The organism is Nitrospira sp., assembly GCA_030692565.1.
Lineage (GTDB): Bacteria > Nitrospirota > Nitrospiria > Nitrospirales > Nitrospiraceae > Nitrospira_D.
Window position 1 is genome coordinate 323,089 of sequence record JAUYAO010000058.1, and the last position, 25,582, is coordinate 348,670.

Below are 25,582 nucleotides of genomic sequence, written 5' to 3' on the forward strand. Positions count from 1 at the left end.
TGGCGTTCCCTGTCGACCTCGTTCACCTGGGATAGGCGGAACCATCGCATTGGATACGACAAAGGCAGTAGGGTGACCGGCTCGTTTCGGGTCGGACGCAGTACAAGCCAACCGTGCGGCGGCGACAATTCGTCGAGGTGCGCGGTTGGCTTTTGTGTTCTCTGAACCCGTGAGGTGTCTGTGTATGCCTGGCTGATCCCGCTGCTTCCGCTCCTGACGGCGCTGATCGTCGCCGTGGGCGATGACGCGTCGCGCCGTGCACGGATCCAGCTCGCCATCTTCCCGATCGGCGCGGCGTTTTGCGGCGCGGTGGCCACCCTCTACCTCGTGGCAGTCCAGGGACCGATCAGCGTCCGCTTTTACGACCCCGCCTCGACGGCTTCGCTCACCTTTCCGATCGGCTTCTACATCGACCGGCTCAGCGCGGTCATGATGGTGCTGATCTCCGGAGTCGGCACGATCATCTATGCCTACTCCATCGGGTACATGTACCAAGACCCGCACGAACCGCGCTATTTCACGCTCATCGGCCTGGCCATGTTCGTGCTGCTCTGCCTGGTCTCCAGCGCCAATCTCATGATGCTCTTTCTCTTCTGGCAACTCCTGAGCTACCTGCTGTATCTCCTGGCCCATAACCATACCCATCAAGGGACGTTGGAGGGCGCCTTCAAAACCTTCACGCTGTTGCGGGTCGGAGACGCGGCGTTTCTTGCGGGAATCGTCCTGGCCCATGCCCTCTACGGAACCCTAGAGTTCCCGGCGCTGTTCGCCAAGGCCGCCGAATCGGCTGTGATGCTCTCTCCCCTGCCGGGGCTCGACATAAGCGGCGCCACGGCGGTGACGCTGCTCCTGTTCATCGGCGGGATGAGCAAGTCCGCGCAATTCCCGCTGCATATCTGGCTGCCTCACTATCTCTATGCCCCCACGCCGGCGACCGCCTTGCTGCACGCCGGCATCATCAACGCGGGCGGCTTCTTGATCAACCGTCTGGCCCCTCTGTTCGGGCTCAGCTCCACGACGCTGCATGTGGCCTTCGTCGTGGGGTCATTGACGGCGGTCCTGGGCGCCACCATGATGCTGGCTCAGAACGACATCAAGAAAACGCTCGGCTTCTCGACGGTCGGTCAGATGGGCTACATGATCATGGAGTGCGGGCTGGGCGCATTTTCACTCGCCGTCTTTCACCTGATCGCCCACGGGCTGTTCAAGGCGACGATGTTCCTGAATAGCGGCAACGTAATCCACAAGGCCAGACAGGAAGCGCATTTCCCGCACACCGACCAGCCGGACAAAGAAGACAGCCTTTCCCCGCTCACGTGGTCGACAGGATTCGTGTCCACGTTGCTGATTCCCCTGCTGATCCTGCTGGTCACCCACGGCGTCCTGCGCATTCCCTTACTGGAATCCCAAGGCACCGTCATCTTCCTCTTCTTTATCTGGCTCACCTCGTCACAGGCCATTCTGACGCTCACCCGCTTGCGCGCGGTGCCCTCCTGGGAAGTGTCGGCCGCCATGCTCGTCACGCTGCTCTTTGTGGTGTTCATGTATCTCTTTGCCGTCGAGTCATTCACGGCCTTCCTGTATCCGAATCCCGCAGAAGTCGCGTCCTACTTTCAAGCCGCGGATCTTCCGAACTGGCTCTTCGACAGCATCGTCCTGCTAGCGACAATCCTGACCGTCCTCGGCTGGTGCTATCTCTATCTGCGCACCCATGGGCGAACGATCTGGCTGCCCGCATGGGCTTCCCGATGGATCGAGGGCGGACAGAACGGGTTGTACGTCTTGTTCATGAACCGGTTGTACGTCGACGAACTCTATCAGCAACTCGGCCGGACGGTCACGGGTGTCATCCATCGCTTCGATAAACGCGAACGGGGGTGGTTCTGACAATGGACCTCTCTCTCGTTTCCTGGATATTATCGGGTATCCCCCTAGTGGGCGCTGCGGCAAGCCTGGCATTCTGGGCCCATCCCCACCGGCTCATGGCCTGGTCGGTCGGCGTCTGCGCCGTCAGCCTGGCTTCCCTCGCGGGATTCGCCGGATTTCTGACCGCCCCGCCCGAAGGCCTGCTCCTGCTTTTTTTGCTGCCGCTCGCCGCCGGGATGTCGCTCCTGGGCCAACCGCATCACCCGGACCATCGGACCTCCTGGGTCCTGACTCTGCTATTTCTGAGCCTGGGAATCGGCGCGCTGACCAGTCAACCTGTCGTCGACAAACTGTTCCTGATGGCCATCCATGGCTTCGTCATTGTGTTGCTCTATCGCCACCACACGCCTCTCTGGCCCATCTCCTGGTGGGGCCTCGGGGCCTACAGCCTCGGCGCCCTCTGCCTGTTGCTCACGTTGATCGCCGCTCCGCCGCTGGCTTCGATGGCGGCGTTGCTGGCCTGCACCATTCTCTTGCCCGTCGTGCCGTTTCACGACGGGCATCTCACCGCGCTGACCCGCCTGCCCGGCAATTTGCCCTCGTTCATGGTCCTGCTCTTTCCGGCCCTCGGCCTGCATAGCCTGGCCCCGCTCGCGGCGACGCTGCCGGATACTGTGGCCTGGATGATCAGTTGCCTGGCCCTCGCCGGGACCGTGTATGGCGCGGTCAAGGCTCTGGTGCAGTCGCGCGTGCGGCTGCTGCTCGCCTACAGCAGTCTCTCATTCTTTTCGATGCTCTGGTGGTGCATCGCGACCGCGCGCACGGCGACGCCGCGCGCCGCGCTCTTCGTCGGCGCCGTCGGTCTCGTCATGTGCGGGCTCCTGGTCGCCTGGCAGATCATCCGCACCCGCTACGGCGACGACGTGGACCCCCAGGCTATCAGCGGACTGGCCTCGACCATGCCGCAATACGCCGTGCTGCTGTCGCTGCTGGCCCTCGCAGCCATGGGCTTGCCGCCGTTCGGCGTCTTCGCAGGCTTCATGGGCTTGCTGCTCTCGTCGACGGCGGCCTTTTCCGCCGGCATCGTCGTGTTGGTCTGCGCCTGGCTCGCGGCATCCTGGTACATTCTCGATCTCGTGCAGAGACTGCTGTTCGGTGCGCGTCGGACCGATTTACGGTATGCCGAAGTCCTCCACACGGAGCTGGCGGCGCTGATGATTCTCATCTTGACCCTGCTCGCGCTGGGCGTGATGCCGATCAGCCTCTTTGGACCGGACCGGACAACGCCTCCGGCCGGCGCCCACTCAGGACCGCTCGTATGGAACAGGTAGAACCGACGATCGACATCGAATCCAGACGGATGGAGCTGCGCGGAGTCGTTCAGCTCGCCGGCGAGGTAATCGCGCAGTATTGGCCGATGTGCACCTTCGTCCACCACAATCCCCTCCATGGTCTCGAGTACCTGCCATTCGAGGAGACGGCTCGCCGCGGCAAGCAATTCATGGGAGGGCACAGCTATCTCCCCGGCACGCTCTATCGGGAGTATCTGAAATCGGGCCGAATCCAGCTCGCCCATCTCGACGCCGCCTTGCAGCCGCTCGTCTTGAACCGGGAGGTCACGATCGGCTCGCGCCGACTCCCGCATGGCGACGTGCTGCGCGCCTGCCTGACGGAGGGACTCTGTGCCCCGGTCGCCGAACCTCTCGACGATCAACTGCACGATCCTGCGCAAGCCGTGATCGACGTCGTCGCAGCCAGCCTGTCTTCCGAGTGGGCGTTCCCCGATCTCCGCAAACGGATTCATCTCATCGTGGAGGGCGACCAGGCGGCGCTGGGCCGGTGGCTCACGCTGTCGCACTGGTGCGACGACACCTTCGGCACGCAAATCGTCCAGCAGATCAACCACGAACTCATTAAATGGTGCGAAGCCTTTCTGGACGAAGGCCATGCCGCCTGGCCGATGCCGGGACGGGAGAACGGGCTGTACAGCGCCTGGCGCGCGCTGGCCGCGAAAGAATGGTCGCCTTGCGGCATCCCGGACAGTCGCAGAAAAATCGCGCAGCTTCCCGACTATCCAGAAGACGCGTTGCTCCAGAGTCTCGACCGGCTCGGCATTCCGTCAGAGCTGCGCCAGGATTATTTATCGCTGCAATTGACCGCGCTGCCGGGCTGGGCCGGCTTCATCAAGTGGCGCGCGGAAGAACGGGACTATCCCTGGCAAAAGTCCTATCCGGTCGGACTCGTCAAATTCCTCGCCATTCGCTTGTGGTACGCCAGCGAGCTGGTTCAGAAGACCTGCCGCGACGAACTCGGCCTCGACGGCCGTTACGACGCCGTCGTCGCTTATATGCGCGAGCACCCCGACGAATACTACTTGCGGCGCCAGCGGATCGCCGGCCGGCTGCCGGCGCTCTATGCCGAAGAAGTAGACCGGCTCCGGCATCACAAGGGCAACGGATGGGGCCGCGTGATGGAGCGGTACGGCACCGACGTGGTCCCGCGGCAGGAAATTGCCGCCCGCCGCGGCGCCGCCAAGCGGCTCGTGGCATTGGCGCGTTCCTTGGACCTGGATCCAACCGTCTTGGCCCAGACCCCGCATGCCACGCTGAAGCAGCTCTTCGATTGGATGGAGTCGTTTCCCGAATCAGACCATGGCCCGGTGTGGCTCAAAGCGTTGGAAGCCGCGTACCAGGAGCGCCTGCTCGGCCAATTGCGGACACCGGTATCGCAACGACCCGTCGCTACGGACCCGCCGGGAACGAGCCGGCCCTATTCGCAATCGGTCTATTGCATCGATGTGCGCTCCGAGCCGTTCCGCCGCCATCTGGAGTCCACCGGTCCGCACGAGACCTACGGCTTCGCCGGATTCTTCGCCGCCTTCATTCGCTATCGCGCCTGGGGGAAGGAACACGACACCGAGCAGTTCCCCGTGATCATGCGCGCGAAGAACGAGGTCCGCGAAATTCCCCGGAGTTACCTCGATCACAAAGTGTCGAAACACGAAGCCCGTACCAAATGGGTCCATGCCGGCCATACATTGCTGCACGATCTCAAAGAGAACATCGTGACCCCCTATGTCATGGTGGAATCACTGGGCTGGTTTTACAGCCTCCCGATCTTCGGCAAGACCCTCTTGCCGTCGCTCTATCAACGCTGGACCTCGTGGTTGCGGCGCCTGTTTGTGCCGGCTATCGCGACGACACTGACCGTCGACAAGATGGCCCCGGCGGAGACCGCGGAAATGCTGGCAACCGAACACCAGGCGGTCGTCCGGAAGGTCCTGCAGGAACATGCGGGATTGCGCAGCGCGCGCATCACCCCGGCTCTCGTCGAGGCCTTGCGCCAACAGGCGCTGGGTGGACAGCCTGAATTGGACGTGTCGCTCGTGGACGCAGCAAAACCGGCCGAGCTCTCGCCCGACTTGCTGCGCACCCTCGTCGACATCCTCCGGCGGCAGTACGATCTGACGGCGCGATCCGCATCCCGGCAGAAAGAGCGGATTACCCGCACCGGCTTCACCGTCGAAGAGCAGACGCTCACGGTCGACACGGCGCTGCGGATGATGGGACTGACGAAGAACCTGGCCCGGCTGGTCCTCTTTTGCGCCCACGGCAGCACGTCGGACAACAATCCCTACGAATCGGCCTTGGACTGCGGCGCCTGCGGCGGTAACGAAGGCAAACCGAATGCCCGCGTCCTGGCGATGATGGCGAACAACCCCCTGGTGCGGGAGCGCCTGGCGAAGAACAACCTGGTGATTCCACCCGACACCCATTTTCTGGCCGCCCAGATGGACACGACGACGGACGACGTCCAACTGTTCGATCTGGAAGATGTGCCACCCACCCATCGCGCGGACCTGGCGCGGTTGCAGGAAGATCTCAGGGAAGCCTCCACCTTGACGAGCCAGGAACGCTGCACGCGTTTCCCCGATGTTCATGAAGCGCTCAGCGAGGCTGATGCGCAGGCCCACGTGCGGCAACGGAGTGTGGACTGGAGCCAGGTGCGTCCTGAGTGGGGCCTGTCGAGCAATACCGCGTTCCTGATCGGGCGGCGGGAACTGAGCAAAGGACTCGACCTGGCAGGGCGCGTCTTCCTGCATTCGTACGATTACCGCGAAGACCCCAGTAATCGTTTGCTCGAAGTGCTGCTGACCGCGCCGCAGGTCGTGGCGCAATGGATCAACATGGAGCATTATTTTTCCGCGGTGGACAACGACGTGTACGGCAGCGGCAGCAAGATCTATCATAACGTCGTCGGGCGCATCGGCATTATGATGGGCCCGTGGAGCGATCTCCGGTTGGGACTGGCCAGACAGACGGTGATGAACGGCGAGGTGCCCTACCATGAACCTATGCGGCTGCTGACGATTGTGGAGACGCCGCGTGGGCGCCTCGACAAGCTCATCGAGCGGCACGAAGTCTTGCGGCATTTTTATCATAACGAGTGGGTACACCTCGTCGCCCTCGACCCCGATGACCAGCTATGGTATCGGTATCGCCCCACGGGCGAGTGGGTACCGCTCGACAAGCATCAATGAACACAGCGAAGGGTCACACGTGGGCGTAGCTAGAAAAGGAGAGTGTACATGGGCGCGTTGACATTGCATCCGATGAAGGAAATCCGCGTGATCGTCGCGGGAGAGCACCAGGCCTTCGTGACTGAGTTGCTGGATCGCGTCAAAGCGACCGGCTATACCATCATCGGCAATTTGTCCGGCAAGGGGCATCACGGCATCCGTGAAGCCCATTTCATGTTCAGTGAGCAGGAAAGCCTTGAGATGATCATGACCGTCGTCCCCGAGGACAAGGTCGAGCCCATCCTCTCCGGCCTCCGGCCACTGTTTGAAAAGCACTCCGGCGTCATGTTCGTCACGGACGTGTCGGTGAGCCGACAGGAATACTTCGGGAAAAAGACCAAAAGCGCCTAGCTGGAAATGACAGGTCGTTGGCACACTACGTTCTCACGGCAATACCGTGACCCTCGAATATGCCCACAGACTCTTTCACCGGCATTCGCAGGTTGTTCAGAAAGGTTGTCGGTTCTCACCCGCCCAACCCCGGCGCGCCAAGACGCGCCGATCCGCGGGCAAGGCCGCAGCGAGCGAAGAGACGAGGAGGTACATACCAAGCTTTGCTTGACCCGCTCGCTTCGATCACATGCGAGCGGATAGGTACTTCGCCACAAGTAGGCTCTCAGCACGTAGAGCCTCTGAGCGCCGCGAGAACGCCGCTGGCAGACTTTCTCAACAACCTGCTGAGCCGCCCTTGTCTTCCGCGCTCTGACTTGTCTAGAATGGGCCCCTCGCATGAGGGAAGGGAAACGGCAATGAAGGGCTTACGCTTCGAACGCATCGGCAAAGGTCGTTACTACAACGTGGTCTTCCACATCGGAAGCACCTATATTCCGGTCAGCGACGACACAGTCGAAGAACTCCGGACCCAGAGCCTGCTGCCCGCCGAACGCTTCCTCGATCTCCTCGTCGACCGCGTCGGCTACTCCTCATACCTCAAAGACCAGATCCGCACCGAACTGAAATCCTCCGGCGATCCGGTGACCCAGATCACGGTTCTTCAGGGCGCCATCCGCGAACTTTAATCGGCTACTGAACAGTCGACCTTCTCACCCGCCCAACCCCCGATGCGCCAAGACGCATCGTTCCCCGAGTTTCGTTCTCGTCTCGAAAAATCCTCAACGTACCCCACCCGGGAATAGAGCTGTTCCCCCAGCTCGGGGTGGGCGGGTGATGACCGTTACGCGTCCGGTGCCTTCTCGCCTGCGGCCTCGTTGATCACCTGTTTGAGCAACCGCAAGCTGCCTTGCTTTCAAATCACACTGCCACCCAGCTAAAGACGCTTTTCTGATGATGTTTCTGGACCAAGTCCGTTTCTCAGCTATGCAAGTACTTACTTAGTGAGAGGATGCGGACGCCGTGAGATATCTCGACCGCCAGCATCGCCTTATCGCCGGTCACAATAGCGTTGGCCTGTCCGGCAATTGCACACTCGAGAATTCGATTATCCGGATCGTCATCAAATACGCTGACTCGTTCACTCGGCTGAACAAGCTCGGCGACTTCCGTCAGAAACAAAGCCGTACGACTTAAGGCATCGGCATCACGGCTGAACTTGCGCGCCAGGATGGTGAGGAGTTCGTCGAGGATGGGCTTGGAGATCAGCAACGTATCGTGGCCGTCGAAGATGCGCTGTATCGCGCGACCGGCCGAAGACCCGGGAAAGACGAAGGCCGAAACGTAGATGTTGGTGTCGAAAACGACCTTCACGGTTTCGTGAGGTAGCGCTGGAGATCGCGAGCGGTGAGAATGCCTTTGGCTTTCGCTTTTTTACTCCAATAGCCTTGGATCGCTTTGAATTCCTGCTCAAGCCGCTTATGTTTGTTATCTGAGACGAGATCCTGCAGGACCGCGAGCTGACTTTTCCCTTCACGCCGAGCGAGTTGATCCAACTCTTTCGACAGCGCGGCAGGAATGGCCAGTTGTCTTTTCGCCGTGGTAGCCATCGTCACTCCCCCTTGAAGTCTGAATCCTAGCACGCAGGTCCAACCTCGTCTACCCGCGTCCAAAGCCGTCAAATTGGGCGGGCGAGTCGTGGTAATGCCGGTGGACATGAAGCACGGTGAGATCAACAAAGAGCTGGGTCTTCCCAGCGACTACACCACGACCGTTGAAAGTTTCATGCGCTCACTCGGACTGCCCTAGTCGACTGCTGAAAATTCCCTTCAGCGGCGACACACACAGCGTTGTGCGCTACAACCGCTTGTTAGGCCTTCTGGATAAAGAAGAAGACCACATCATTGGCGATGTCGGGAGCCTGAGCTATCTTGATTACATCGTGTTGAACCTGCAGTGCCTCGGCTAGTTGGCTTCGCTTCGGCTCGATCCAGGGCTGACCGGCCCGATTTGTTTGGTGTTGGTAAAAGGCAAATACGTCGCCACTCTTCATGTTGGTCCAAATTGTTCCTGCCTCGTCATTGAGGACGTGATCCAGACTTGGGTTCTGGGGTTCAAGACCTGTGTCGGGATCTAGAAAGACGATGCACCGCTCTCGCCCGAATGCTGGCAGCAACGCAAGAACTGCTAGCAGATGCGTAGACCTGTCCTCGAAGACGGGATCAAAGACGGTTACGCGAATCTCGGAGCTGATACTGCCGATCGTTCGCAGATTACGAAAGTGGGCGATGACTTCCTCGGGGATGTTGTGCGCCTGACCATCGATGATGAGCTGGCCAAACTCACTAGGACGGTAGAACGCCAACTGCAAAATGCGCGGCGCCTCAAATCTCCCAGCAAGTTGAAGCAAGATGCCCCACTTGATTAGGTCTCGGTTATCGGCGTACCAGCGGTCTCGCATCATTCACCTGGATAGGCCTAACTACTGAGTGTACTGACCAGCGTAAGACGTCAGGACAGACTGAAAACTTACGTGTGGTCATCGAATTATCCATCCCCCCCAACACAAAGAGGGTCTGAGGCCTCTTTCTTTGACTGCGCACATCGAGGGACCACCGTTTCATCGTGGGGCCTCTGCGAGCAAGGGGAAGTGCTGTTCAGTACCGCAGGATGCTCAAAAAGGCCGTTCAGCAAGGCCGCAGCGAGTGAGGACCGGAGGCGTAGCCTCTGGGCTACGTTGAGGATCTGAACGATGTGAGAACGCAGCTGACGGACTTTTTCAGCGTCCTGCTAATCCGGAACCTGGCCTTCTTGGAACAGCTGATTCATGATCGCGTTGCGCATTTCTGGGTCGCGGTAGTGCTTCACGGCCTTGGTGTAGTTTTCCATCGCGCTCTGGCGCTTGCCGCGGATGGCGTAGAGCTCGGCGATGCCGTGATAGGCCCGGGGGTCTTCATCGTTGCACTTCAATGCGCGGCTGAATAATTCCTGCGCGTCCTGGAACTGCCGCTTTCTGAGCGCGAGCCAGCCGAGCGCCGAATGCGCCGAACCGAATTCGGGATTGGCCTCCTGCGCATCACGATAAGACCGTTCGGCCAAATCCAACCGCCCGCGCGTTTCATACAACCCGCCCAACGCGAAGTGGACTTCAGCGTCTTTCGGATTCAGTTTCAACGCTGTCTTATACGACTGCACGGCCGGTTCCATCTTGCCTTGTTCCGCCAGGGCGCAGGCGAGATTGGCGTGGGCGATATGATCTTCTGGATTGAGCTTGATGACTTCGCGATATTGCGGAATGGCCATTTCGAGCCGGCCCTGCTCCTGATAGGCCACGCCGAGATTCGTGCGGGCCGGGGCATAGTCCGGCGCGAGCCGCACGGCTTCGCGATATTCTTTGATCGCCATTTCGAGGTGATTCGCCCGCTCGTGGATCTGCGCGAGAAAGTAATGCGGGTAGGCGGACTCAGGGGCGAGCTTCGCCGCCTCTTTGTAGGACTTCATGGATTGTTCCGACTCGCCGGACTGGGCGAGGAACAGGCCCATGATTAGATGGGCGTGGGCATTCTCCTGCTGCCGCCCGACGAAGGCTTCGACCCACCGCTTGACCTCGGCAATGTCATCGGCTTCGTGCAGACAGCGCGCATGCGCCTGCCAGGCCTCGGCAAACTGTCCGCGTACAAGATGCACGGCGTTCATCGCAAAATGCGGGCGGGGATCTTTTTCGACTCCCGCCGGAAAATGGCGGGCCCAGGCCAGGGCCTCTTGCTCGGCGACGTCCCATTGCCCGGCGAGGAGCGCTGTTTCACATGGTGTTTGATGATCGGGCATGGCGTATCGGAATCTATCTGGTCAAGGTGTCTTCGATATCGGGGGATGTGGCCTGGATACGGTCTCCGAGCATGGGATACCGCGCGGCCAGCTTCTGTTTCATCAGCCAGGCGACGGTGCGATAGGACCAGTGGCCCTTCACGCCGGAACGAAGCTTGGCAATGTATTCGGCCTCGGCATAGTCCATCTTGAAGAGGCAGCGGACTTTGAACCCGAAGGGGATGGCATAGAGCGACCCTTCAGCGCTGGTCTTCTTGAGCTGTTCGATGTCGATGCGGACGGCATCCATGGCCTGCCGGTATTCTGAATCCAGGCCCGCCTGCACCAACGGCGGCGGCACGTCGTAGCCGTGGATCGTCGTGAAGTTCTGCTGGATCTGCTGGCAGCGCCGATGCCGGTGCATGTCGCGCCAGCCGCCGATGTCCATCAGAATGTCGAAGGTGAAGGCGTAGCCGCTGCGGAATTCCTTGATCAGTTCGTCGTAGGGACCCCGTGCACTCATGCCGACGTCGATCACGTCCTGCTTCTGCTTGTCGGTCCAGTCGCGGACGACGGCGAGGATCTTGCGATAAGGCGCGTGCGTCGCGCGATACAGTAACGTCGTGACGATTTCATCGATCGGGTCGTGGCCTTCGATCAGCTCGACTGATTCCTGTTCGCCCCACGTTGACGGTTGATCCAGGCCCGATCCCTTGAGCGCCCCTTTCGCGTACCGGCCCAGCTCCTGATACACCGACGATTGATAGTCGTTCGGCTTGGCATGGCGCGCGAGAGTCGGAGCCATCGGCTCGGTCATGCCCGCAGCCTGGCCGCTCAACTCGCCCCAGACGTTCATGGGGGCGCGCTGGCAGGCATCCTTGAGGTCGTCGGCAATGAGGCGCAGCTCCGGCAATTGCGAAGAGAGCAGGCGCGTGATCTGCTTTTCCAACGTCCTGATGCTCACGACCTGCCCGACGTTGGTCTTCGCCGCCAACGGCAGGAGATAGCGCGTGACGTCGAACGCCCGCGCAGCAATCGTGCGTTGGTAATCGGCCGGCTTCATCGATTCGGGGCGCGGTTCGCGCTCGGTGAGAAACTGGGTCAGCTGCGGATGCAGGAGACGATAGACTTCGGACAGGCTCCGCAAGATCCCTTCGTAGGTGCCTTCGGTCTCCGTCCCGCGCAGGGAGTCCGGGATATACCAGCTGCCCGAGGCAAAATTTTGATAGCGGCTTGATTTCGCCTGCCCGTCCCACAACGGTTCGTCTTCGAGACGGATGGCGGCGAGTTCGGAAATGTTTTCAAAACAGATGATGACGTGGCCCAGGTCGGCGATCGACGCATGGCCGTAATCGAAATAAAACTGGTCCCAGAATTTTTCCGACGAGTGGCCGTGGACCCACTTGATGCTGCTCTCGATGGAGTCGGGCGAGCGGCTGTACCGCGCCAGGGCATAGGCGGATTTTTCCGGCGGCATGGGCGCCACGGCGATCACGCGCCGGCTGGATTGATCCTGACTCATCGAGCTGAAGACCTCACGAGGCTGCTGGCAATCACGAGGGCCGAACTATACCCCCCGACTGTCTGAGGCGCAAGGCCGCTCCGTTGACTTGGCTCGGAATGCGCCGCTATAGTCCCGACGTTTTGCGTATGGTGAGGATCGACGATGATCAAAGGCATCAAGGGCGTCAAAGATCTGCTTCCGGAAGAGACCCCGCGCTGGCGCCTCATTGAAGAAAAAGCGCGGTTCTGGGCCTCGACTTTCGGCTTTCACGAAATCCGTGTGCCTATTTTCGAAGTGACGACGCTCTTTGCCCGCAGTATCGGGGCGTCGACGGACATCGTCGAAAAAGAAATGTATACGTTTCAGGACCGGGACGGCACGTCGCTGACCTTGCGCCCCGAAGGAACGGCCGGAACGGTCCGGGCCTACATCGAACATAATCGCGCGGCCGATCCGCTCCCCCAGAAATATTGCTACCTCGGGCCGATGTTCCGCCACGAGCGGCCGCAAGCCGGGCGTTTGCGGCAATTTCACCAGTTCGGCGTGGAATCCTTCGGCATGGCCGATCCGCGGGCGGATGTTGAAACGATCGCCTTGCTCTGGCAGTTGCTTTCCGATCTGCAACTCCCCGCGCTCACCCTGGAAATCAATAATCTCGGGTACACGAGCGACCGGGAGGCCTATCGACCGGTTCTGGTGGCCTATCTCCGCCAACGGGAAAGCCAGCTCTGCGCCAATTGCGTCCGGCGCATTGAGACGAATCCGTTGCGCGTGCTGGACTGCAAGGTGCCGGCCTGTCGAACCGCCACAGATGCTGCGCCGACACTTGCCGGCTCGATGGCGGAACCGGCCACCACCTATTTTACGAAGGTGCTGGAGGGGCTTCAGGCGATCGGCATTCCCTATCAGCTGAATCATCGACTGGTCAGGGGATTGGATTATTACTGCCTGACGACGTTTGAGGTCACGACCACCAGTTTAGGGGCTCAGAACGCGGTCGGCGCTGGTGGGCGCTATGATGGTCTGGTCGAGACTTTGGATGGCCCTAAGACGCCGGCTGTCGGCTTTGCGGTGGGTATTGAGCGTATCTCTATGATGCTGCCGGAAACCGTTACTCCGCCCTCTGTCGGAGATAAGACGGTCTATGTGGCGGCTTTCGGCGACCGTGCCGCCCTTGAAGGATTGAAGATTCTCCAAGACCTCCGTCTGGCCGGTATTCGAGCGGTGACGGATTTCCGTTCAGCGACCTTGAAAGCTCACCTCCGCCAGGCGGATCGTTTTACTTGTCGCTATACCCTTATTCTCGGTGATGACGAACTCGATAAAGGTTCAGCCATTCTCAGAAATATGGAAACGAAAGATCAACAAGATCTTCCTCTTCCAACGATTGTCGCCGCTCTTTCCGCACGAGTTCTGACCTCCTAATTCACCAGTTTTTGCGGTTGACTTTCCCTTCAAAAATTCGTAGGCTCACCCTCTGGATAATTATTATAAGTCGTTGATTATTTAATATAAATATCTGTGAATTACCTATGAATTCAAAGAAGCTCGGACTGCTTCTTTCAGTCCCTCCGACACATAGAAGCGTGGAGACGGTCTATCGTCTGTCACGCGCGGCTCTTGAGCGCAAGACTGAGGTGTATTTGTACCTCATCGATGAAGGGGTGAAGAATATTTCCGACTCCCGGTATCAGGAACTGGCCACGGATGGTGTGAAGCTCTTTGCCTGCGCCTACGGATGCCAACAGCATCATGTCTCGACCGATGAGATCCATTCCAAGATCTCGTTATGCGGACTGGTTGTCCTCTCCGGGATTATCGATGCCTGCGATCAATTTTTAGCCTTCACCTGATTTAAAGGTCTCTACTAGACGATGGCGAAGAAAATTGCTGTGGTGATCAGAGAAGATCCCCGTCAAACCCACCGGCCAGTGGAAGCCCTGCGTATTGCGCTCGGACTTGTCGCCGGGACCCATGACACAACTGTGGTACTTCTCAATGAGGCAGTTCGACTGCTTTCAGATGATCTCGACGATGTGGTTGATATGGAGATTCTAGAAAAGTATCTCCCGTCAATTGAACATCTTGAGATGCCATTTATCGTGCAATCGGATGCCGATCGATCGTTGATACAAAGTCAGTTTGCTGTCCAATATCAGACGGCTGACTCTATTCGACACTTTTTGACGGACGTCGATCGAACTCTGGTGTTTTGATCTTCACTGTAAGGGGAACTCTGTGGCAGCCTGTCTGTATCTTCTCCGCGAGCCTGTAACGGGGATCGAATCCAGTCTTTTCACCTCTCAGGAGTCCGGATATGTCCTTCTGGAAGAAGGATTGCCTGCTTCTTCTACCAGTTTTGCCGAGCATGTGCGGAAAGACGGTCGAAACGACTCTTTAACTTCCGTCAAGGTAGCGGACCAAGATCTCTTGGATTTGGTATTTGCCCATACGAAGGTTATCCTGCTCTGACTTCTTATTATCTTTACCAAGATAAGAAACTCGTAGGAGTAGTCGGAGTCGTAGTAGTAAGAAGAATAGTGGGAATAGCTCGTACGTTGTTGGAAAGATAGAACAATAGAGACAGACTCCTGTCTGATGAGTTTGTGGATTTCCTCTGGATGAACCGCCTGAGTTGGGTGGTATAGGGTGTGTGTAGAAGTGGATAAGGAAAATCCAACTCGACAATATACGGGGGTACGTGGTAATCAGCGATTCCTTTCAGGTGAGAAATTACTCGGAATTTTGAAGAGGGATGCCAGGTTGTCCACAGGTGTGTATAAGCCTGTGTATAGGAATTTTAAAGGGTTATGAGTATCGACACGGTTTGGCAAGAGGCGCTTCACTTTATCCAAGGGAAGGTACCGAAGCAGGTGTACGACACCTGGTTCACTCCGGTGCACCTGGATCGGATTGAGGACTCGACAGCCCATATTGGTGTTCCGAATAAGTTCTTTGGCGATTGGCTGGGCACCCACTATGGTCCGCTTCTCGCCGAAGCGGTCTCGGCTGCGCGTGGAGGTGGAGATGTCGCCGTCTCTTTCCTGGTCGATCAGAAATCGGCCAAGCAGCAGGATCAGGCTGCGGTCGCGACGGCTGCCAAGACCGTCACCCAGCCTAAGCCGCGGCGGGGGATTCAGCTCAACCCCAAGTACATTTTTAAGAATTTTGTCGTCGGCGCCGGGAACCAGTTCGCGCATGCCGCCTGTATGGCGGTTGCTGAACAGCCGGGGAAAGCGTACAACCCCCTCTTTATCTATGGGGGGGTGGGGCTTGGAAAGACGCACTTGCTGAATGCGATCGGCAATCATGTGGCGGAACGAACCGATCTCCGGATCGCCTATCTGACGACCGAGCAATTCACCAACGAGGTCATCAACTCGATCCGCTACGACAAGATGATGGACTTGCGGAAGCGCTATCGGCATATCGACATGCTGATGATCGACGACATCCAGTTTTTGGCCGGCAAAGAGCGGACGCAGGAAGAGTTCTTTCATACGTTCAATGCGTTGTACGAAGGACACAAACAGATCGTCCTCTCCAGCGACCGGTTTCCGAAAGACATGCCGGATATCGAAGAGCGGCTCCGGTCCCGCTTCGAATGGGGGCTCATCGCCGACCTGCAGCCACCCGATGTTGAAACGCGGATCGCCATCTTGCGGAAGAAGTCCGAGGACGAGGGGATCCAGCTGCCCGAGGATGTGATCCAGTATCTTTCGACCACGCTGAAGAGCAATATTCGTGAGCTCGAAGGCAGCCTGGTGCGATTGGGAGCCTTTGCGTCGCTCACGGGGCAGAAGATTACGCTGGAGATGGCCAAGACGGTCCTGCGCGATCTCATCGGCGACAAGAAGAAGATCGTGGCGATGGAAGATATCCAGGATGTGGTCTGCACCCAGTTTCACGTGAAGATCAACGAGCTGAAGTCCCGCCGTCGAAGCAAGACGCTGGTCCATCCGCGGCAGATCGCCATGTATCTCTGCCGCGAACTGACCGATGCCTCGTATCCGGAGATCGGCCGGCATTTCGGCGGCAAGGACCATACGACGATTATCCATGCCTGCCGCCAGGTGGCGAAGGCGAAGGACGCGGATCCGGCCATGCAGACGACGTTGGAAAAACTGAAGGAACAGATCCTACGGGGTTGAGGTCGTCCTGTTGAGGGAGAAGATACTATGAAGGTACGCATCGGGCGCGATGAACTGTTGACGGGTCTCCAGCGTGTGCAAGGCGTGGTGGAGAAACGGAACACCATGCCGATTCTCTCCAACATTCTGCTGGAAGCCAAACAGGACGGCGTTGAGATTGTCGCGACAGACCTGGAAATCGGCATGCGCGGACTTTATAAGGCCACGGTGCTGCAACCGGGCGGTGTGACCGTCTCGGCGCGCAAGCTGTATGAAATCATCAAGGAGTTGAAGGCCGGCGAGATCGAGTTGACCTCGGGCGACAACAATTGGACGACGATTCAATCGGGCAAGAGCCAGTTCAAGATCGTCGGGCTGCCCAGTTCCGAGTACCCTGCCCTGCCGGTGATCGATCGCGAGGGCTTGATTCCGCTCTCCGGCGCCGGGCTGTTGGAACTGATCCGGAAAACGTTGTTTGCCGCGGGGGACAATGATGCGCGCTATATCCTGAACGGCCTGCTCGTGACCCTGGTTGTCACGGACAAGAAGACCTCGCTCCGGCTTGTAGGCACCGACGGCCATCGTCTGGCCGTGACGGAACAGGAAGTGGGCAAAGCCGGCAAGGGTGGGCCTCAGGAAATTAAAGCCATTGTTCCGAAGAAAGCGGCGCAGGAAATGCGGCGGCTGTTGGAAGAGGGGGGCGAAGGCGAACCGCTGATCGGGTTTACCAAGAACCTCATGATCTTCCGGAAAAGCGGCCTGCTTATGACCTCGCGCTTGATGGAAGGGAACTATCCCAACTATCAGCAAGTCATCCCCAAAGAGGGCGGCAAGAAAATCAGTGTGAACCGCCTCGAATTGGAAAGCGCGCTGCGGCGCGTGTCGGTCCTGTCGAAGGACAAGGCGAACGCCGTGAAACTCTCTTTTGCGCCGGGCCATATGGTCCTGTTTTCGAGCAACCCGGACTACGGAGAAGCGACCGAGGAGTTGCCGGCGACCTATGACGGTGAGGCGCTGCAGACCGGATTCAACGCCCGGTATCTCCTGGACGTCTTCAGTGTGATGGACAGCGAAACCATCACGTTGCAGATGGACACGCCGCTCAGCCCCTGCTTGATTCAGGAAGCCGAGAATCCTGGGTTCAAGTGTGTCGTGATGCCGATTAAAATCTAATCCGTGATGGGTGACCAGTGATCGGTGACGAGATAACGACTCTTTTCTCACCTGTCACACATCACCTGTCACTTGTCACTGTAGCGTAGGAGACGGATGGCCACGAACGAGTCAATCAGCAAGCCCAAGTCAGACAGTTACAACGCCGACCAGATCAAAGTCCTCGAAGGTCTCGATGCCGTGCGGAAACGCCCGGCGATGTACATCGGCAGCACCGGCGTCGACGGCCTTCACCACCTCGTCTATGAAGTCGTCGACAACAGCGTCGACGAGCACATGGCGGGATTCGGGGAGACGATCGAGGTCACGATTCACATCGACGGGAGTGTCACCGTGGTCGACAACGGCCGGGGCATTCCGACCGGCATGCACTCCACGCAGAAGAAATCCGCGGCCGAGGTGGCTTTGACCGTGCTCCATGCCGGCGGAAAGTTCGAGCAGGGCGCGTACACCGTTTCGGGCGGTCTGCACGGCGTCGGCATCTCCGTGGTCAACGCGCTCTCCGAATGGCTGGAGTTGGAAATCTGGCAGGACGGTCAGGTGTTTACACAACGGTATCAGCGCGGCAAACCCGATGCCCCGCTCCAGATGACCGGCAAGACCAAGCGGCGCGGCACTCAGGTCACCTTCAAGCCGGACGGACAAATCTTCGAGACGCTTGAATTCAGCTTCGACATTCTCGCGCAACGGCTGCGCGAACTGGCCTTTTTGAATAAGGGCCTGGAGATCTCGCTGAAGGATGAGCACAAAGAAAAAGAACAGATTTTCAAGTACAAGGGCGGCATCGTCTCCTTCGTCGAGCATCTCAACGAAGCCAAGACGCCGATCCATAAGCCGATCTATGTCAATGTCGAAAAGCCCGACATGATCCTGGAGCTGGCGCTGCAATACAACGACAGCTATGCGGAAAATCTGTTTTCTTTCGCCAACAACATCAATACGAAAGAAGGCGGGACGCATCTCGTCGGCTTCAAGGCGGCGCTGACGCGCACGATCAACAGCTACGCGAACGCCAACGATCTGCTCAAGAAAGAGACCGAATCCTTGAGCGGCGACGACGTGCGTGAAGGGTTGACGGCGGTCGTCAGCGTGAAGGTGCGCAATCCGCAGTTCGAAGGGCAGACGAAGGCCAAGCTCGGCAATAGCGAAGTGAAGGGCATCGTCGAAGCGGCGGTCAACGAGGCGCTCGGCACCTACTTCGAGGAGAATCCGGCGGTCGCCAAAAAGATCATCGGCAAGGCCATCGATGCGGCCAGGGCGCGCGAAGCCGCCCGCAAGGCCAAGGAGCTGATTCGCCGGAAGAGCGCGCTCGACGGAGGCTCGTTGCCCGGCAAGCTGGCGGACTGCGCGGAGAAAGATCCGGCGCTGAGCGAGCTCTACATCGTCGAGGGAGATTCGGCCGGCGGTTCCGCCAAGCAGGGCCGCGACCGGAAGTACCAGGCCATCCTCCCGCTCAAGGGCAAAATCCTCAACGTGGAAAAAGCCCGGTTCGACAAGATGCTCTCCAGCGACGAAATCCGCACCTTGATCATGGCGCTCGGCACCGGCATCGGTCGCCGACGGGAAGAAGGCGACAAGCCCGAGAAAGATTCGTTCGACATCGCCAAGGCGCGCTATCACAAGATTATTCTCATGACCGACGCCGACGTCGACGGAAGCCATATCCGGACCCTGTTGCTGACGTTCTTCTTCCGCCAGATGCCGGAGCTGCTGGAGCGCGGGTATATCTACATCGCCCAGCCGCCGCTCTTCAAAGTGAAGAAGGGCAAGTCGGAAAAGTATTTGAAGGACGAAGGGCTCCTGAACGAGCACCTGGCCGATCTCGCCGTCGAGGAGGTCGAGGTCTATGTGGAAAACACTCAGGGGTACATCACGGGCCGCCGGCTCCTGCCGGTGCTGAAAAAGCTGGTCGCCTTTGAAACGTTTCTGTCTCGCCTGAACAAGAAGCATCATGAAGCCAATATCCTTCGGGCCTTCGTGGACGAGCCCGGCCTGGATCGCGAACTGCTCAAGGATCAGGCGGCGCTCAGGACGGTGGTGGCCAATGCCAAGCGGGTGTTGGAAGCCATCTATCCCAAGGCGACCGCGGAGCTGACCATCGTCGAGGACGAGGAGCACCAATCCAACAAAGTGATCTGCCGGATCACGAGCAACGGCATCGTGCTCAGCATGAATCTGACGCACGAAGTCGTCGGGTCGGCCGATTTCCGCGAACTCCAGAAACTGGCGCCCTCCACCATCGGGCTGGGACGCGCGCCCTACAAGCTGAAAGCGAAGGGGCAGGAGCAGCAGTTCTCCGGCACAGCCGACCTGGTGAAGACGATCATTGAGATCGGCAAGCAGGGGTTGGGCATTCAGCGGTACAAAGGTCTGGGGGAAATGAATCCGTCGCAGTTGTGGGAGACCACGATGAATCCGGAGACCAGGACCCTGCTCAAAGTGAAGCTGGAAGATGTGCCCGGCGTCGATGAAATCTTTACGATCTTGATGGGCGACGAGGTCGAGCCTCGCCGTAATTTCATTCAGGCGCACGCGCTCGAAGTCAGAAATTTAGATGTGTAGTGATGTGACGCATTCGCGTCATTTGTTACGAGGAGTTCTGAATGCCCGCAGATGAACGGCTCGGTTATATAGCGATCGAAGATGAAATGAAGTCGTCGTACCTCGACTACGCCATGAGCGTGATCGTAGGGCGGGCGCTTCCGGACGTGCGCGACGGGCTCAAGCCGGTCCATCGCCGGATTCTCTTCGGCATGAACGAAATGGGCCTGGCCCACAATCGCGCCTATCGCAAGTCGGCCAAGATCGTCGGCGAGATCATGGGCAACTATCATCCCCATGGCGACTCGGCGATCTACGACACGCTGGTTCGCATGGCGCAGGACTTCAACATGCGCTATCCGCTGGTCGACGGCCAGGGGAACTACGGGTCGATGGACGGCGATTCCGCCGCCGCCATGCGGTACACCGAAGCGCGCATGACGAAGCTCGCCGAAGAGCTACTCGCCGATATCGACAAGGAGACGGTCGATTTCGGCCCCAACTACGATGAGTCCTTGCAAGAACCGCTTGTGCTTCCGACGCGAGTCCCGAATCTGCTGATCAACGGGGCCGGCGGGATTGCGGTCGGCTACGCGACCAACATTCCCACGCATAATCTGGGCGAAGTCATCGACGGGCTGCTGCTCTTGATCGAGAATCCCGATGTGACCATCGCTCAACTGATGAAGAAGATTCCCGGCCCCGACTTCCCCACCGCAGGATTTATCTATGGGATGAGCGGGATCAAGGATGCGTACGAGACCGGCCGCGGGCTGCTGAAGGTGCGCGCCAAGGTCAACGTGGAGTCGGATGAGCGGACCGACCGTGAACGGCTGATCGTTACGGAGGTGCCATACCAGGTCAACAAGGCCAAACTCATCGAGAAGATTGCCGAGCTGGTGCAGGACGAACGAATCAAGGGTATTGCCGACCTGCGGGATGAATCGTCGGACCGCGAAGGGGTGCGTGTCGTCATTGAACTCAAGCGGGGCGAAATCCCGCTGATCGTGCTGAACAATTTGTTCAAGCACACGCAGTTGGAAACGACCTTCGGCGTGATCATGCTCGCGCTGGTCAATAACCGTCCGGAAGTGCTGAACCTCAAACAGATTCTGTCCCATTTCCTGGATCACCGGCGCGAAGTGATTGTGCGCCGGACCGCGTTCGAACTCCGGAAGGCCGAGGAGCGCGCCCATATTCTCGAAGGGCTGAAGATTGCCCTCGACAATCTGGATGCGGTGATTGCGCTCATTCGCCGCGCCCAGTCGCCCGACGAAGCCCGCGCGGGATTGATGAGTCAATTCGGGTTGAGCGAGATTCAGGCCTCCGCCATTCTGGAAATGCGGCTGCAGCGCCTCACGCAGCTGGAGCGCCAGAAGTTGATCGAGGAATACAAAGACGTGCTGAAGCAGATCGAGTATCTGAAGTCCATTCTGGCGAGCCCGGCCCTGGTGCGGAAGATCATCCAGGACGAACTCGCGGAAGTCCGCGAGGCCTATAAAGACGAGCGGCGGACTCAGATCGTCAAAGAAGAAGCGGAAATCAGCCTCGAAGATCTGATCGCCGAAGAAGAAGTCGTCGTCACGATCTCCCATACCGGCTACATCAAACGGAATGCCGTCTCGCTCTACCGCGCCCAGCGCCGGGGCGGAAAAGGCAAGATCGGGATGGGGATCAAAGACGAAGACTTCGTCGAGACGCTGTTTACGGCGTCGACGCACGACTCTCTGCTCTTCTTTACCGATGCCGGGAAAGTGTTCTGGCTCAAGGTGCACGAGATTCCCGAAGCCAGCCGCGGCGCCAAAGGCAAGGCGCTGGTGAATTTGCTGGCGCTGTCGAAAGATGAAAAAGTGACGGCCACGATGCCCGTGAAGGAGTATCGCGACGATCGCTTTGTCGTCATGGCGACGAAGCAGGGCGTAATCAAGAAGACGGAACTGTCGGCCTACAGCAATCCGCGCCAGGGAGGCATCATTGCCCTGTCGCTGGATCAAGGCGATAAACTCATTGCGGTGCATGTGACGGACGGGTCGCGCGAAATGCTGCTGGGTACGAAGCAAGGCATCACGATCCGCTTTAAAGAAGAAGATGTCCGGTCGATGGGCCGGACCGCCCACGGCGTCAAGGGTATTACGCTGGAACCAGGCGACGAAGTGATCGGGATGGAAACGATTACTCCCGATTCGACGACGGCGATTTTGACTGTCACGGAAGGCGGGTATGGGAAGCGCACGCCGGTGAATGATTACCGAGTCCAAGGTCGCGGCGGAAAAGGCATCATCAGCGTCAAGACCACGGAGCGGAACGGCTTGGCGGTCGGCTTCCTCCAGGTGCGCGAAGGCGACGAAATCATGTTGATGGCGGCGAAGGGCAAGTTGCTGCGCTGTAAAGTCGACGACATTCGTGAAGTCGGCCGGAATACCCAAGGTGTACGGGTGCTGGACCTCGACGGCGATGATGATCGCGTCATAGGGGTGGCCCGGTTGGCAGAAGTGGTAGAGGTGGTCCCCGAGGATCAACCGGAGGCCTAGCCCAGCGGCCTGTCTCGCCGCACAAGTCTTTCATGCACGAGCAGGCACCTTTCTCAACGCCCCCTGCCGGTCCCAAGGCCAAAAAGCCGTTGGATACGGTCGTGAAACTGGCGCTCGCGGTCTTCGTCGGGTCGTTCGCGCTCATTTGGGGCGGCATGTATCTCAGTCGCCCGGACCGGTCGATTCCTCCCTATAGCGTCGGATCGCAACGTGGCCATCTTGTCGCGACGCATGTGCCTCCGGGAACCACCGACCAGCAGATCGAGACCTTGTTGAACCGGTTTCGAAAGGTGGGGCACCAGACCCACGATTTCGGCTCTATGAAGATCCGGCCCACGACGCCGGACGATGCCGGCAGCCGGTACCGGCGTATGCTCGTGTATGTGTTCGATGATGACGGGTGGACCGATCCCGAGATGCTCGCGAAATATGTGGCCGGCGACGCCACGATCGCCAAAGAGTTCGAGCAGTCCGTTCGCGGATATTATCGACTGCACGATGAGGAGGAGGAAGGTGGCGTCGGCCCTCTGCCCAAGGCGGGCGAGCTCTCGGCGGCCACGCGCGTGCTGTTCAAGGGACGCGTGACGGATCCCCTTCCGGTGGAAGCGGAATCGCCAGAGAAGGATAATTCGATATCACCTCTCTAAAGCGCTGGCGGATACCGGGGTCCTGAATGGCAGAGGCATGGGCTGCGAACTCGGCCAGCTCTTGGTCGGACGCACCGGTGTTTTGAGGGGTCGGAGCCGCCGGAGCGGGCTCCGGTTGCTGCGAAGGAATCTCCCCTACGCGCAGCACAATGTCCGTCAGAAGCTCCGATCCGGCCTCGGCATTTAGTTTGGCTAAGAGGGCGGGCTTAAGGAACGTCAGTTGCTGGAGCCACACGGAATTTTCGACGAGCAGATAGAGTTTGTGGAAGCGGATCTGGACGGGCCAGGTATGCGAGCCGATCGGTTCTCCGACGAGGGCCGGCCACTGTTGCTGGATGCGTACCTCGATGAGCCGCGTTTCCAAACCGAGTTGTTTGGCCACACTGGAGAGGATCGTACCGAACGAGACGAGAGGACCGGAGCTCACCATAGGCCATCTTAGGCTTGGAGCGCGAAGAGGGTCAAGGCATCGACCGAGTCAGAGCGATATGTCGAAAGAAAAAGAGGATCAGTACAAAGCCGTCGTCACGAACCGGAAGGCGTATCACGACTATTTCATCGAAGAGAAGTTCGAAGTCGGGATTGTGCTGTTAGGCACCGAGGTCAAGTCTCTTCGGGACGGACGCGTGAATCTGCTGGACAGCTATGCGTCGGTGCGCGACGGAGAGGTCTTTCTGCACCATTGCCATATCAGCCCCTATAGTCATGGCAATATGATGAATCACGATCCGATGCGGGTGCGGAAGCTGCTCCTGCACAAGAAAGAGATCAACAAGCTGCTCGGCAAGACGCAACAGAAAGGGCTGACGCTCATCCCTCTCCGCCTGTACTTCAACGACCGAGGTCGTGCGAAGCTGGAACTTGGATTGGCAAAAGGGAAGAAGCTCTACGACCGGCGAGAAACCATCAAGACGCGCGAAGCCGGACGCGAGGTCGAACGGGCCATCAAAGACCGGAAGTAGATTGTCGCCCTCGATTCCCCACGGCTCACGGCGCATGCAGAGCCATTTCCATCGATCATAAGCATTCGATTTAGTGTGAGTAATGGGCCTTAACGGCAGGGGTAATTTTGCGACTTGACTTTAGTTCTAGTTAGAACTATCTTTCAGGGGCGATAGGGCAGCGAACTCACCATGGGGGTGCTTTATGAAAGCGTTCTTTCAAACGGATGACGGATGGACCGGAGCGATCTTGCGGCTCACGCTGGGGTTGGTGATGTTCCCGCACGGGGCGCAGAAGCTGCTCGGCTGGTATGGCGGATTCGGGTTCGACGGCACCATGGGGTTCTTTACCCAGAAGCTGGGTTTGCCCTGGATCATCGCCCTCTTGGTCATTATCGGAGAGTTCTTCGGCAGTCTCGGTCTGGTAAGTGGATTCCTGACGAGGTTCAGCGCCGGGTCTCTCATCGTGATCATGCTCGGTGCTGTCACGATGGCCCATCTTCCCCACGGGTTTTTTATGAACTGGTTCGGGCAGCAACAGGGTGAAGGATACGAGTATCATCTCTTAGTGATCGGCATTGCGGCGGCGTTACTGGTCACCGGCGGTGGGAAATGGTCGGTTGACGGGAAGCTGGCGGAGCGGTTCTGACACAAACGCGAAAGGAGAGCACAATGTTTGTCGTACTGGGTGCTACAGGACATACGGGAGCGGTAGTCGCGGAGACCTTACTGGCGCGCAAGCAGCCGGTGCGGGTCGTCGTGCGTTCAGCGGACAAAGGAGCCGCGTGGAAAGCGAAGGGCGCAGACGTCGCCGTTGCGTCGCTGGAGGATGTCCCCGCGATGACCAAAGCCCTGACAGGTGCGACCGGCGTCTATCTGCTGGTTCCGCCGAACTACGGCGCGACGGCTTGGCTGGCTGAACAACGGCAACGCATGGATCAGGCCGCAGAAGCGGTGAAAGCCAGCGGGGTGTCGCATGTCGTATTTCTGTCATCTGTCGGCGGCCATATTGCGGAAGGCACGGGGCCGATCCGGGCCGTTCGTTATGGGGAACAGGTATTGGGGGTTGTCGCCAAGAACATGACGGTCTTGCGTCCCTGCTCTTTCATGGAGAACTGGGCGCCGGGAATCGGTATGGCGAAGGGTCAGGGTGTATTGCCGACATTCATTGCGCCGACAGCCAAGGTTCCTATGATCTCAACCAGGGATATCGGTCGTGTGGGGGCTGAACGTTTGATCGCGGGCGGCCAGGGCAAACAGGTTGTCGAGCTCGCGGGGCCGGAGGAGTACAGTCCTGAGGAGGCCGCTGCGGCCTTGGGCCTGATTCTCGGCAAGCCGGTGTCGACGCAACATGCGCCGCTCAGTGCGGTGGTGCCGACGTTCACGTCGTTCGGCTTCTCTACGGAAGCGGCCACCTTATTCGAAGAGATGTACGCATCATTCGCCAAGGGTGCGATTGGGTATGAACGTCCTGAACAGCTTATTCGGGGCAGGGTGACGCTTACCGACGCGTTGCGAGGGATGGCGTAAGAA

Annotated in this window: 23 protein-coding genes; 17 read left to right on the top strand and 6 right to left on the bottom strand. The window is 58.9% G+C overall.

Going from position 1 to position 25,582, the window contains the following annotated elements:
• The first annotated feature begins 180 nt into the window (after positions 1-180).
• The 5 genes from Q8N04_18310 (at position 181) to Q8N04_18330 (ending at position 7,464) form a co-directional block, all read left to right on the top strand.
• On the top strand, positions 181-1,887 hold the full coding sequence (locus Q8N04_18310) for a proton-conducting transporter membrane subunit (GenBank protein MDP3092634.1): 1,707 nt from the start codon (positions 181-183) through the stop codon (positions 1,885-1,887).
• 47 nt (positions 1,888-1,934) lie between these two features.
• A complete protein-coding gene (locus tag Q8N04_18315) occupies positions 1,935-3,197 on the top strand; it encodes a proton-conducting transporter membrane subunit (GenBank protein ID MDP3092635.1) in 1,263 nt (420 codons plus the stop codon).
• Complete coding sequence (locus Q8N04_18320) at positions 3,185-6,406, top strand: DUF2309 domain-containing protein (protein ID MDP3092636.1); 3,222 nt, start codon at positions 3,185-3,187, stop codon at positions 6,404-6,406. The genes Q8N04_18315 and Q8N04_18320 overlap by 13 nt, the downstream gene beginning before the upstream one ends.
• A gap of 48 nt (positions 6,407-6,454) precedes the next feature.
• A complete protein-coding gene (locus tag Q8N04_18325) occupies positions 6,455-6,796 on the top strand; it encodes a P-II family nitrogen regulator (GenBank protein ID MDP3092637.1) in 342 nt (113 codons plus the stop codon).
• 398 nt (positions 6,797-7,194) lie between these two features.
• Positions 7,195-7,464, top strand: a complete 270-nt coding sequence (locus tag Q8N04_18330; protein MDP3092638.1) for a hypothetical protein — start codon at positions 7,195-7,197, stop codon at positions 7,462-7,464.
• 292 nt (positions 7,465-7,756) lie between these two features.
• Here the strand turns inward: Q8N04_18330 and Q8N04_18335 are convergent, their stop codons facing one another.
• From Q8N04_18335 to Q8N04_18355, 5 genes are all read right to left on the bottom strand, one after another.
• The gene (locus tag Q8N04_18335) at positions 7,757-8,149 is read right to left on the bottom strand and encodes a putative toxin-antitoxin system toxin component, PIN family (GenBank protein ID MDP3092639.1); all 393 of its coding nucleotides are present in this window, start codon (positions 8,147-8,149) and stop codon (positions 7,757-7,759) included.
• Complete coding sequence (locus Q8N04_18340; protein MDP3092640.1) at positions 8,146-8,385, bottom strand: hypothetical protein; 240 nt, start codon at positions 8,383-8,385, stop codon at positions 8,146-8,148. Before Q8N04_18340 ends, Q8N04_18335 begins: the two co-directional genes overlap by 4 nt.
• A gap of 260 nt (positions 8,386-8,645) precedes the next feature.
• Positions 8,646-9,185: a hypothetical protein gene (locus Q8N04_18345; protein ID MDP3092641.1), complete on the bottom strand. Its 540-nt coding sequence runs from the start codon at positions 9,183-9,185 to the stop codon at positions 8,646-8,648.
• A gap of 380 nt (positions 9,186-9,565) precedes the next feature.
• Positions 9,566-10,603, bottom strand: coding sequence for a tetratricopeptide repeat protein (locus Q8N04_18350; protein ID MDP3092642.1), 1,038 nt, complete (start codon positions 10,601-10,603; stop codon positions 9,566-9,568).
• 13 nt (positions 10,604-10,616) lie between these two features.
• Positions 10,617-12,104 carry an FAD-dependent thymidylate synthase gene (locus tag Q8N04_18355; GenBank protein ID MDP3092643.1) on the bottom strand — a complete coding sequence of 496 codons (1,488 nt, stop codon included), beginning with the start codon at positions 12,102-12,104 and terminating at the stop codon, positions 10,617-10,619.
• Between the two features lie 144 nt (positions 12,105-12,248).
• On the opposite strand from Q8N04_18355, the gene hisS reads away from it, so the two are divergent.
• The 9 genes from hisS to Q8N04_18400 all read left to right on the top strand — a co-directional run bounded on the left by hisS (position 12,249) and on the right by Q8N04_18400 (position 23,108).
• Complete coding sequence (gene hisS, locus Q8N04_18360) at positions 12,249-13,511, top strand: histidine--tRNA ligase (protein ID MDP3092644.1); 1,263 nt, start codon at positions 12,249-12,251, stop codon at positions 13,509-13,511.
• Positions 13,512-13,618: 107 nt separating this feature from the next.
• Positions 13,619-13,939, top strand: coding sequence for a DsrE family protein (locus tag Q8N04_18365; protein MDP3092645.1), 321 nt, complete (start codon positions 13,619-13,621; stop codon positions 13,937-13,939).
• A gap of 21 nt (positions 13,940-13,960) precedes the next feature.
• Positions 13,961-14,302, top strand: a complete 342-nt coding sequence (locus Q8N04_18370; GenBank protein MDP3092646.1) for a hypothetical protein — start codon at positions 13,961-13,963, stop codon at positions 14,300-14,302.
• A gap of 22 nt (positions 14,303-14,324) precedes the next feature.
• Positions 14,325-14,558 (top strand): hypothetical protein, encoded by a 234-nt coding sequence (locus Q8N04_18375; GenBank protein MDP3092647.1) that lies wholly within the window; start codon positions 14,325-14,327, stop codon positions 14,556-14,558.
• Positions 14,559-14,896: 338 nt separating this feature from the next.
• The gene (dnaA, locus tag Q8N04_18380) at positions 14,897-16,237 is read left to right on the top strand and encodes a chromosomal replication initiator protein DnaA (GenBank protein ID MDP3092648.1); all 1,341 of its coding nucleotides are present in this window, start codon (positions 14,897-14,899) and stop codon (positions 16,235-16,237) included.
• A gap of 27 nt (positions 16,238-16,264) precedes the next feature.
• Positions 16,265-17,389 carry a DNA polymerase III subunit beta gene (dnaN, locus tag Q8N04_18385; protein MDP3092649.1) on the top strand — a complete coding sequence of 375 codons (1,125 nt, stop codon included), beginning with the start codon at positions 16,265-16,267 and terminating at the stop codon, positions 17,387-17,389.
• A 96-nt stretch (positions 17,390-17,485) separates the two neighbouring features.
• Positions 17,486-19,951 carry a DNA topoisomerase (ATP-hydrolyzing) subunit B gene (gene gyrB / locus Q8N04_18390; protein MDP3092650.1) on the top strand — a complete coding sequence of 822 codons (2,466 nt, stop codon included), beginning with the start codon at positions 17,486-17,488 and terminating at the stop codon, positions 19,949-19,951.
• 41 nt (positions 19,952-19,992) lie between these two features.
• On the top strand, positions 19,993-22,461 hold the full coding sequence (gene gyrA, locus Q8N04_18395; GenBank protein MDP3092651.1) for a DNA gyrase subunit A: 2,469 nt from the start codon (positions 19,993-19,995) through the stop codon (positions 22,459-22,461).
• A 32-nt stretch (positions 22,462-22,493) separates the two neighbouring features.
• Entirely contained in the window at positions 22,494-23,108 is a 615-nt protein-coding gene (locus tag Q8N04_18400; GenBank protein MDP3092652.1) for a hypothetical protein, read from the top strand.
• Here the strand turns inward: Q8N04_18400 and Q8N04_18405 are convergent.
• Positions 23,032-23,538, bottom strand: a complete 507-nt coding sequence (locus tag Q8N04_18405; protein ID MDP3092653.1) for a DUF721 domain-containing protein — start codon at positions 23,536-23,538, stop codon at positions 23,032-23,034. The two genes, Q8N04_18400 and Q8N04_18405, sit on opposite strands and share 77 nt — an antisense overlap.
• A 58-nt stretch (positions 23,539-23,596) precedes the next feature.
• On the opposite strand from Q8N04_18405, the gene smpB reads away from it, so the two are divergent.
• The 3 genes from smpB (at position 23,597) to Q8N04_18420 (ending at position 25,579) form a co-directional block, all read left to right on the top strand.
• Positions 23,597-24,070: an SsrA-binding protein SmpB gene (gene smpB / locus Q8N04_18410; protein MDP3092654.1), complete on the top strand. Its 474-nt coding sequence runs from the start codon at positions 23,597-23,599 to the stop codon at positions 24,068-24,070.
• A 184-nt stretch (positions 24,071-24,254) separates the two neighbouring features.
• Positions 24,255-24,698 carry a DoxX family protein gene (locus Q8N04_18415; protein MDP3092655.1) on the top strand — a complete coding sequence of 148 codons (444 nt, stop codon included), beginning with the start codon at positions 24,255-24,257 and terminating at the stop codon, positions 24,696-24,698.
• A gap of 23 nt (positions 24,699-24,721) precedes the next feature.
• Positions 24,722-25,579, top strand: a complete 858-nt coding sequence (locus Q8N04_18420; GenBank protein ID MDP3092656.1) for an NAD(P)H-binding protein — start codon at positions 24,722-24,724, stop codon at positions 25,577-25,579.
• Positions 25,580-25,582: the final 3 nt, after the last annotated feature.

Excerpts from the sequence above, each read along its gene's own strand:
- Q8N04_18400 (MDP3092652.1), top strand. The coding sequence starts at position 22,494 with ATGCACGAGCAGGCACCTTTCTCAACGCCCCCTGCCGGTCCCAAGGCC.
- smpB (MDP3092654.1), top strand. The coding sequence starts at position 23,597 with ATGTCGAAAGAAAAAGAGGATCAGTACAAAGCCGTCGTCACGAACCGG.
- Q8N04_18365 (MDP3092645.1), top strand. The coding sequence starts at position 13,619 with ATGAATTCAAAGAAGCTCGGACTGCTTCTTTCAGTCCCTCCGACACAT.
- Q8N04_18350 (MDP3092642.1), bottom strand. The coding sequence starts at position 10,603 with ATGCCCGATCATCAAACACCATGTGAAACAGCGCTCCTCGCCGGGCAA.
- Q8N04_18370 (MDP3092646.1), top strand. The coding sequence starts at position 13,961 with ATGGCGAAGAAAATTGCTGTGGTGATCAGAGAAGATCCCCGTCAAACC.
- hisS (MDP3092644.1), top strand. The coding sequence starts at position 12,249 with ATGATCAAAGGCATCAAGGGCGTCAAAGATCTGCTTCCGGAAGAGACC.
- Q8N04_18330 (MDP3092638.1), top strand. The coding sequence starts at position 7,195 with ATGAAGGGCTTACGCTTCGAACGCATCGGCAAAGGTCGTTACTACAAC.
- dnaA (MDP3092648.1), top strand. The coding sequence starts at position 14,897 with ATGAGTATCGACACGGTTTGGCAAGAGGCGCTTCACTTTATCCAAGGG.
- Q8N04_18405 (MDP3092653.1), bottom strand. The coding sequence starts at position 23,538 with ATGGTGAGCTCCGGTCCTCTCGTCTCGTTCGGTACGATCCTCTCCAGT.
- gyrB (MDP3092650.1), top strand. The coding sequence starts at position 17,486 with ATGGCCACGAACGAGTCAATCAGCAAGCCCAAGTCAGACAGTTACAAC.
- Q8N04_18420 (MDP3092656.1), top strand. The coding sequence starts at position 24,722 with ATGTTTGTCGTACTGGGTGCTACAGGACATACGGGAGCGGTAGTCGCG.
- Q8N04_18355 (MDP3092643.1), bottom strand. The coding sequence starts at position 12,104 with ATGAGTCAGGATCAATCCAGCCGGCGCGTGATCGCCGTGGCGCCCATG.
- gyrA (MDP3092651.1), top strand. The coding sequence starts at position 19,993 with ATGCCCGCAGATGAACGGCTCGGTTATATAGCGATCGAAGATGAAATG.
- Q8N04_18415 (MDP3092655.1), top strand. The coding sequence starts at position 24,255 with ATGAAAGCGTTCTTTCAAACGGATGACGGATGGACCGGAGCGATCTTG.
- Q8N04_18325 (MDP3092637.1), top strand. The coding sequence starts at position 6,455 with ATGGGCGCGTTGACATTGCATCCGATGAAGGAAATCCGCGTGATCGTC.
- Q8N04_18340 (MDP3092640.1), bottom strand. The coding sequence starts at position 8,385 with ATGGCTACCACGGCGAAAAGACAACTGGCCATTCCTGCCGCGCTGTCG.
- dnaN (MDP3092649.1), top strand. The coding sequence starts at position 16,265 with ATGAAGGTACGCATCGGGCGCGATGAACTGTTGACGGGTCTCCAGCGT.
- Q8N04_18320 (MDP3092636.1), top strand. The coding sequence starts at position 3,185 with ATGGAACAGGTAGAACCGACGATCGACATCGAATCCAGACGGATGGAG.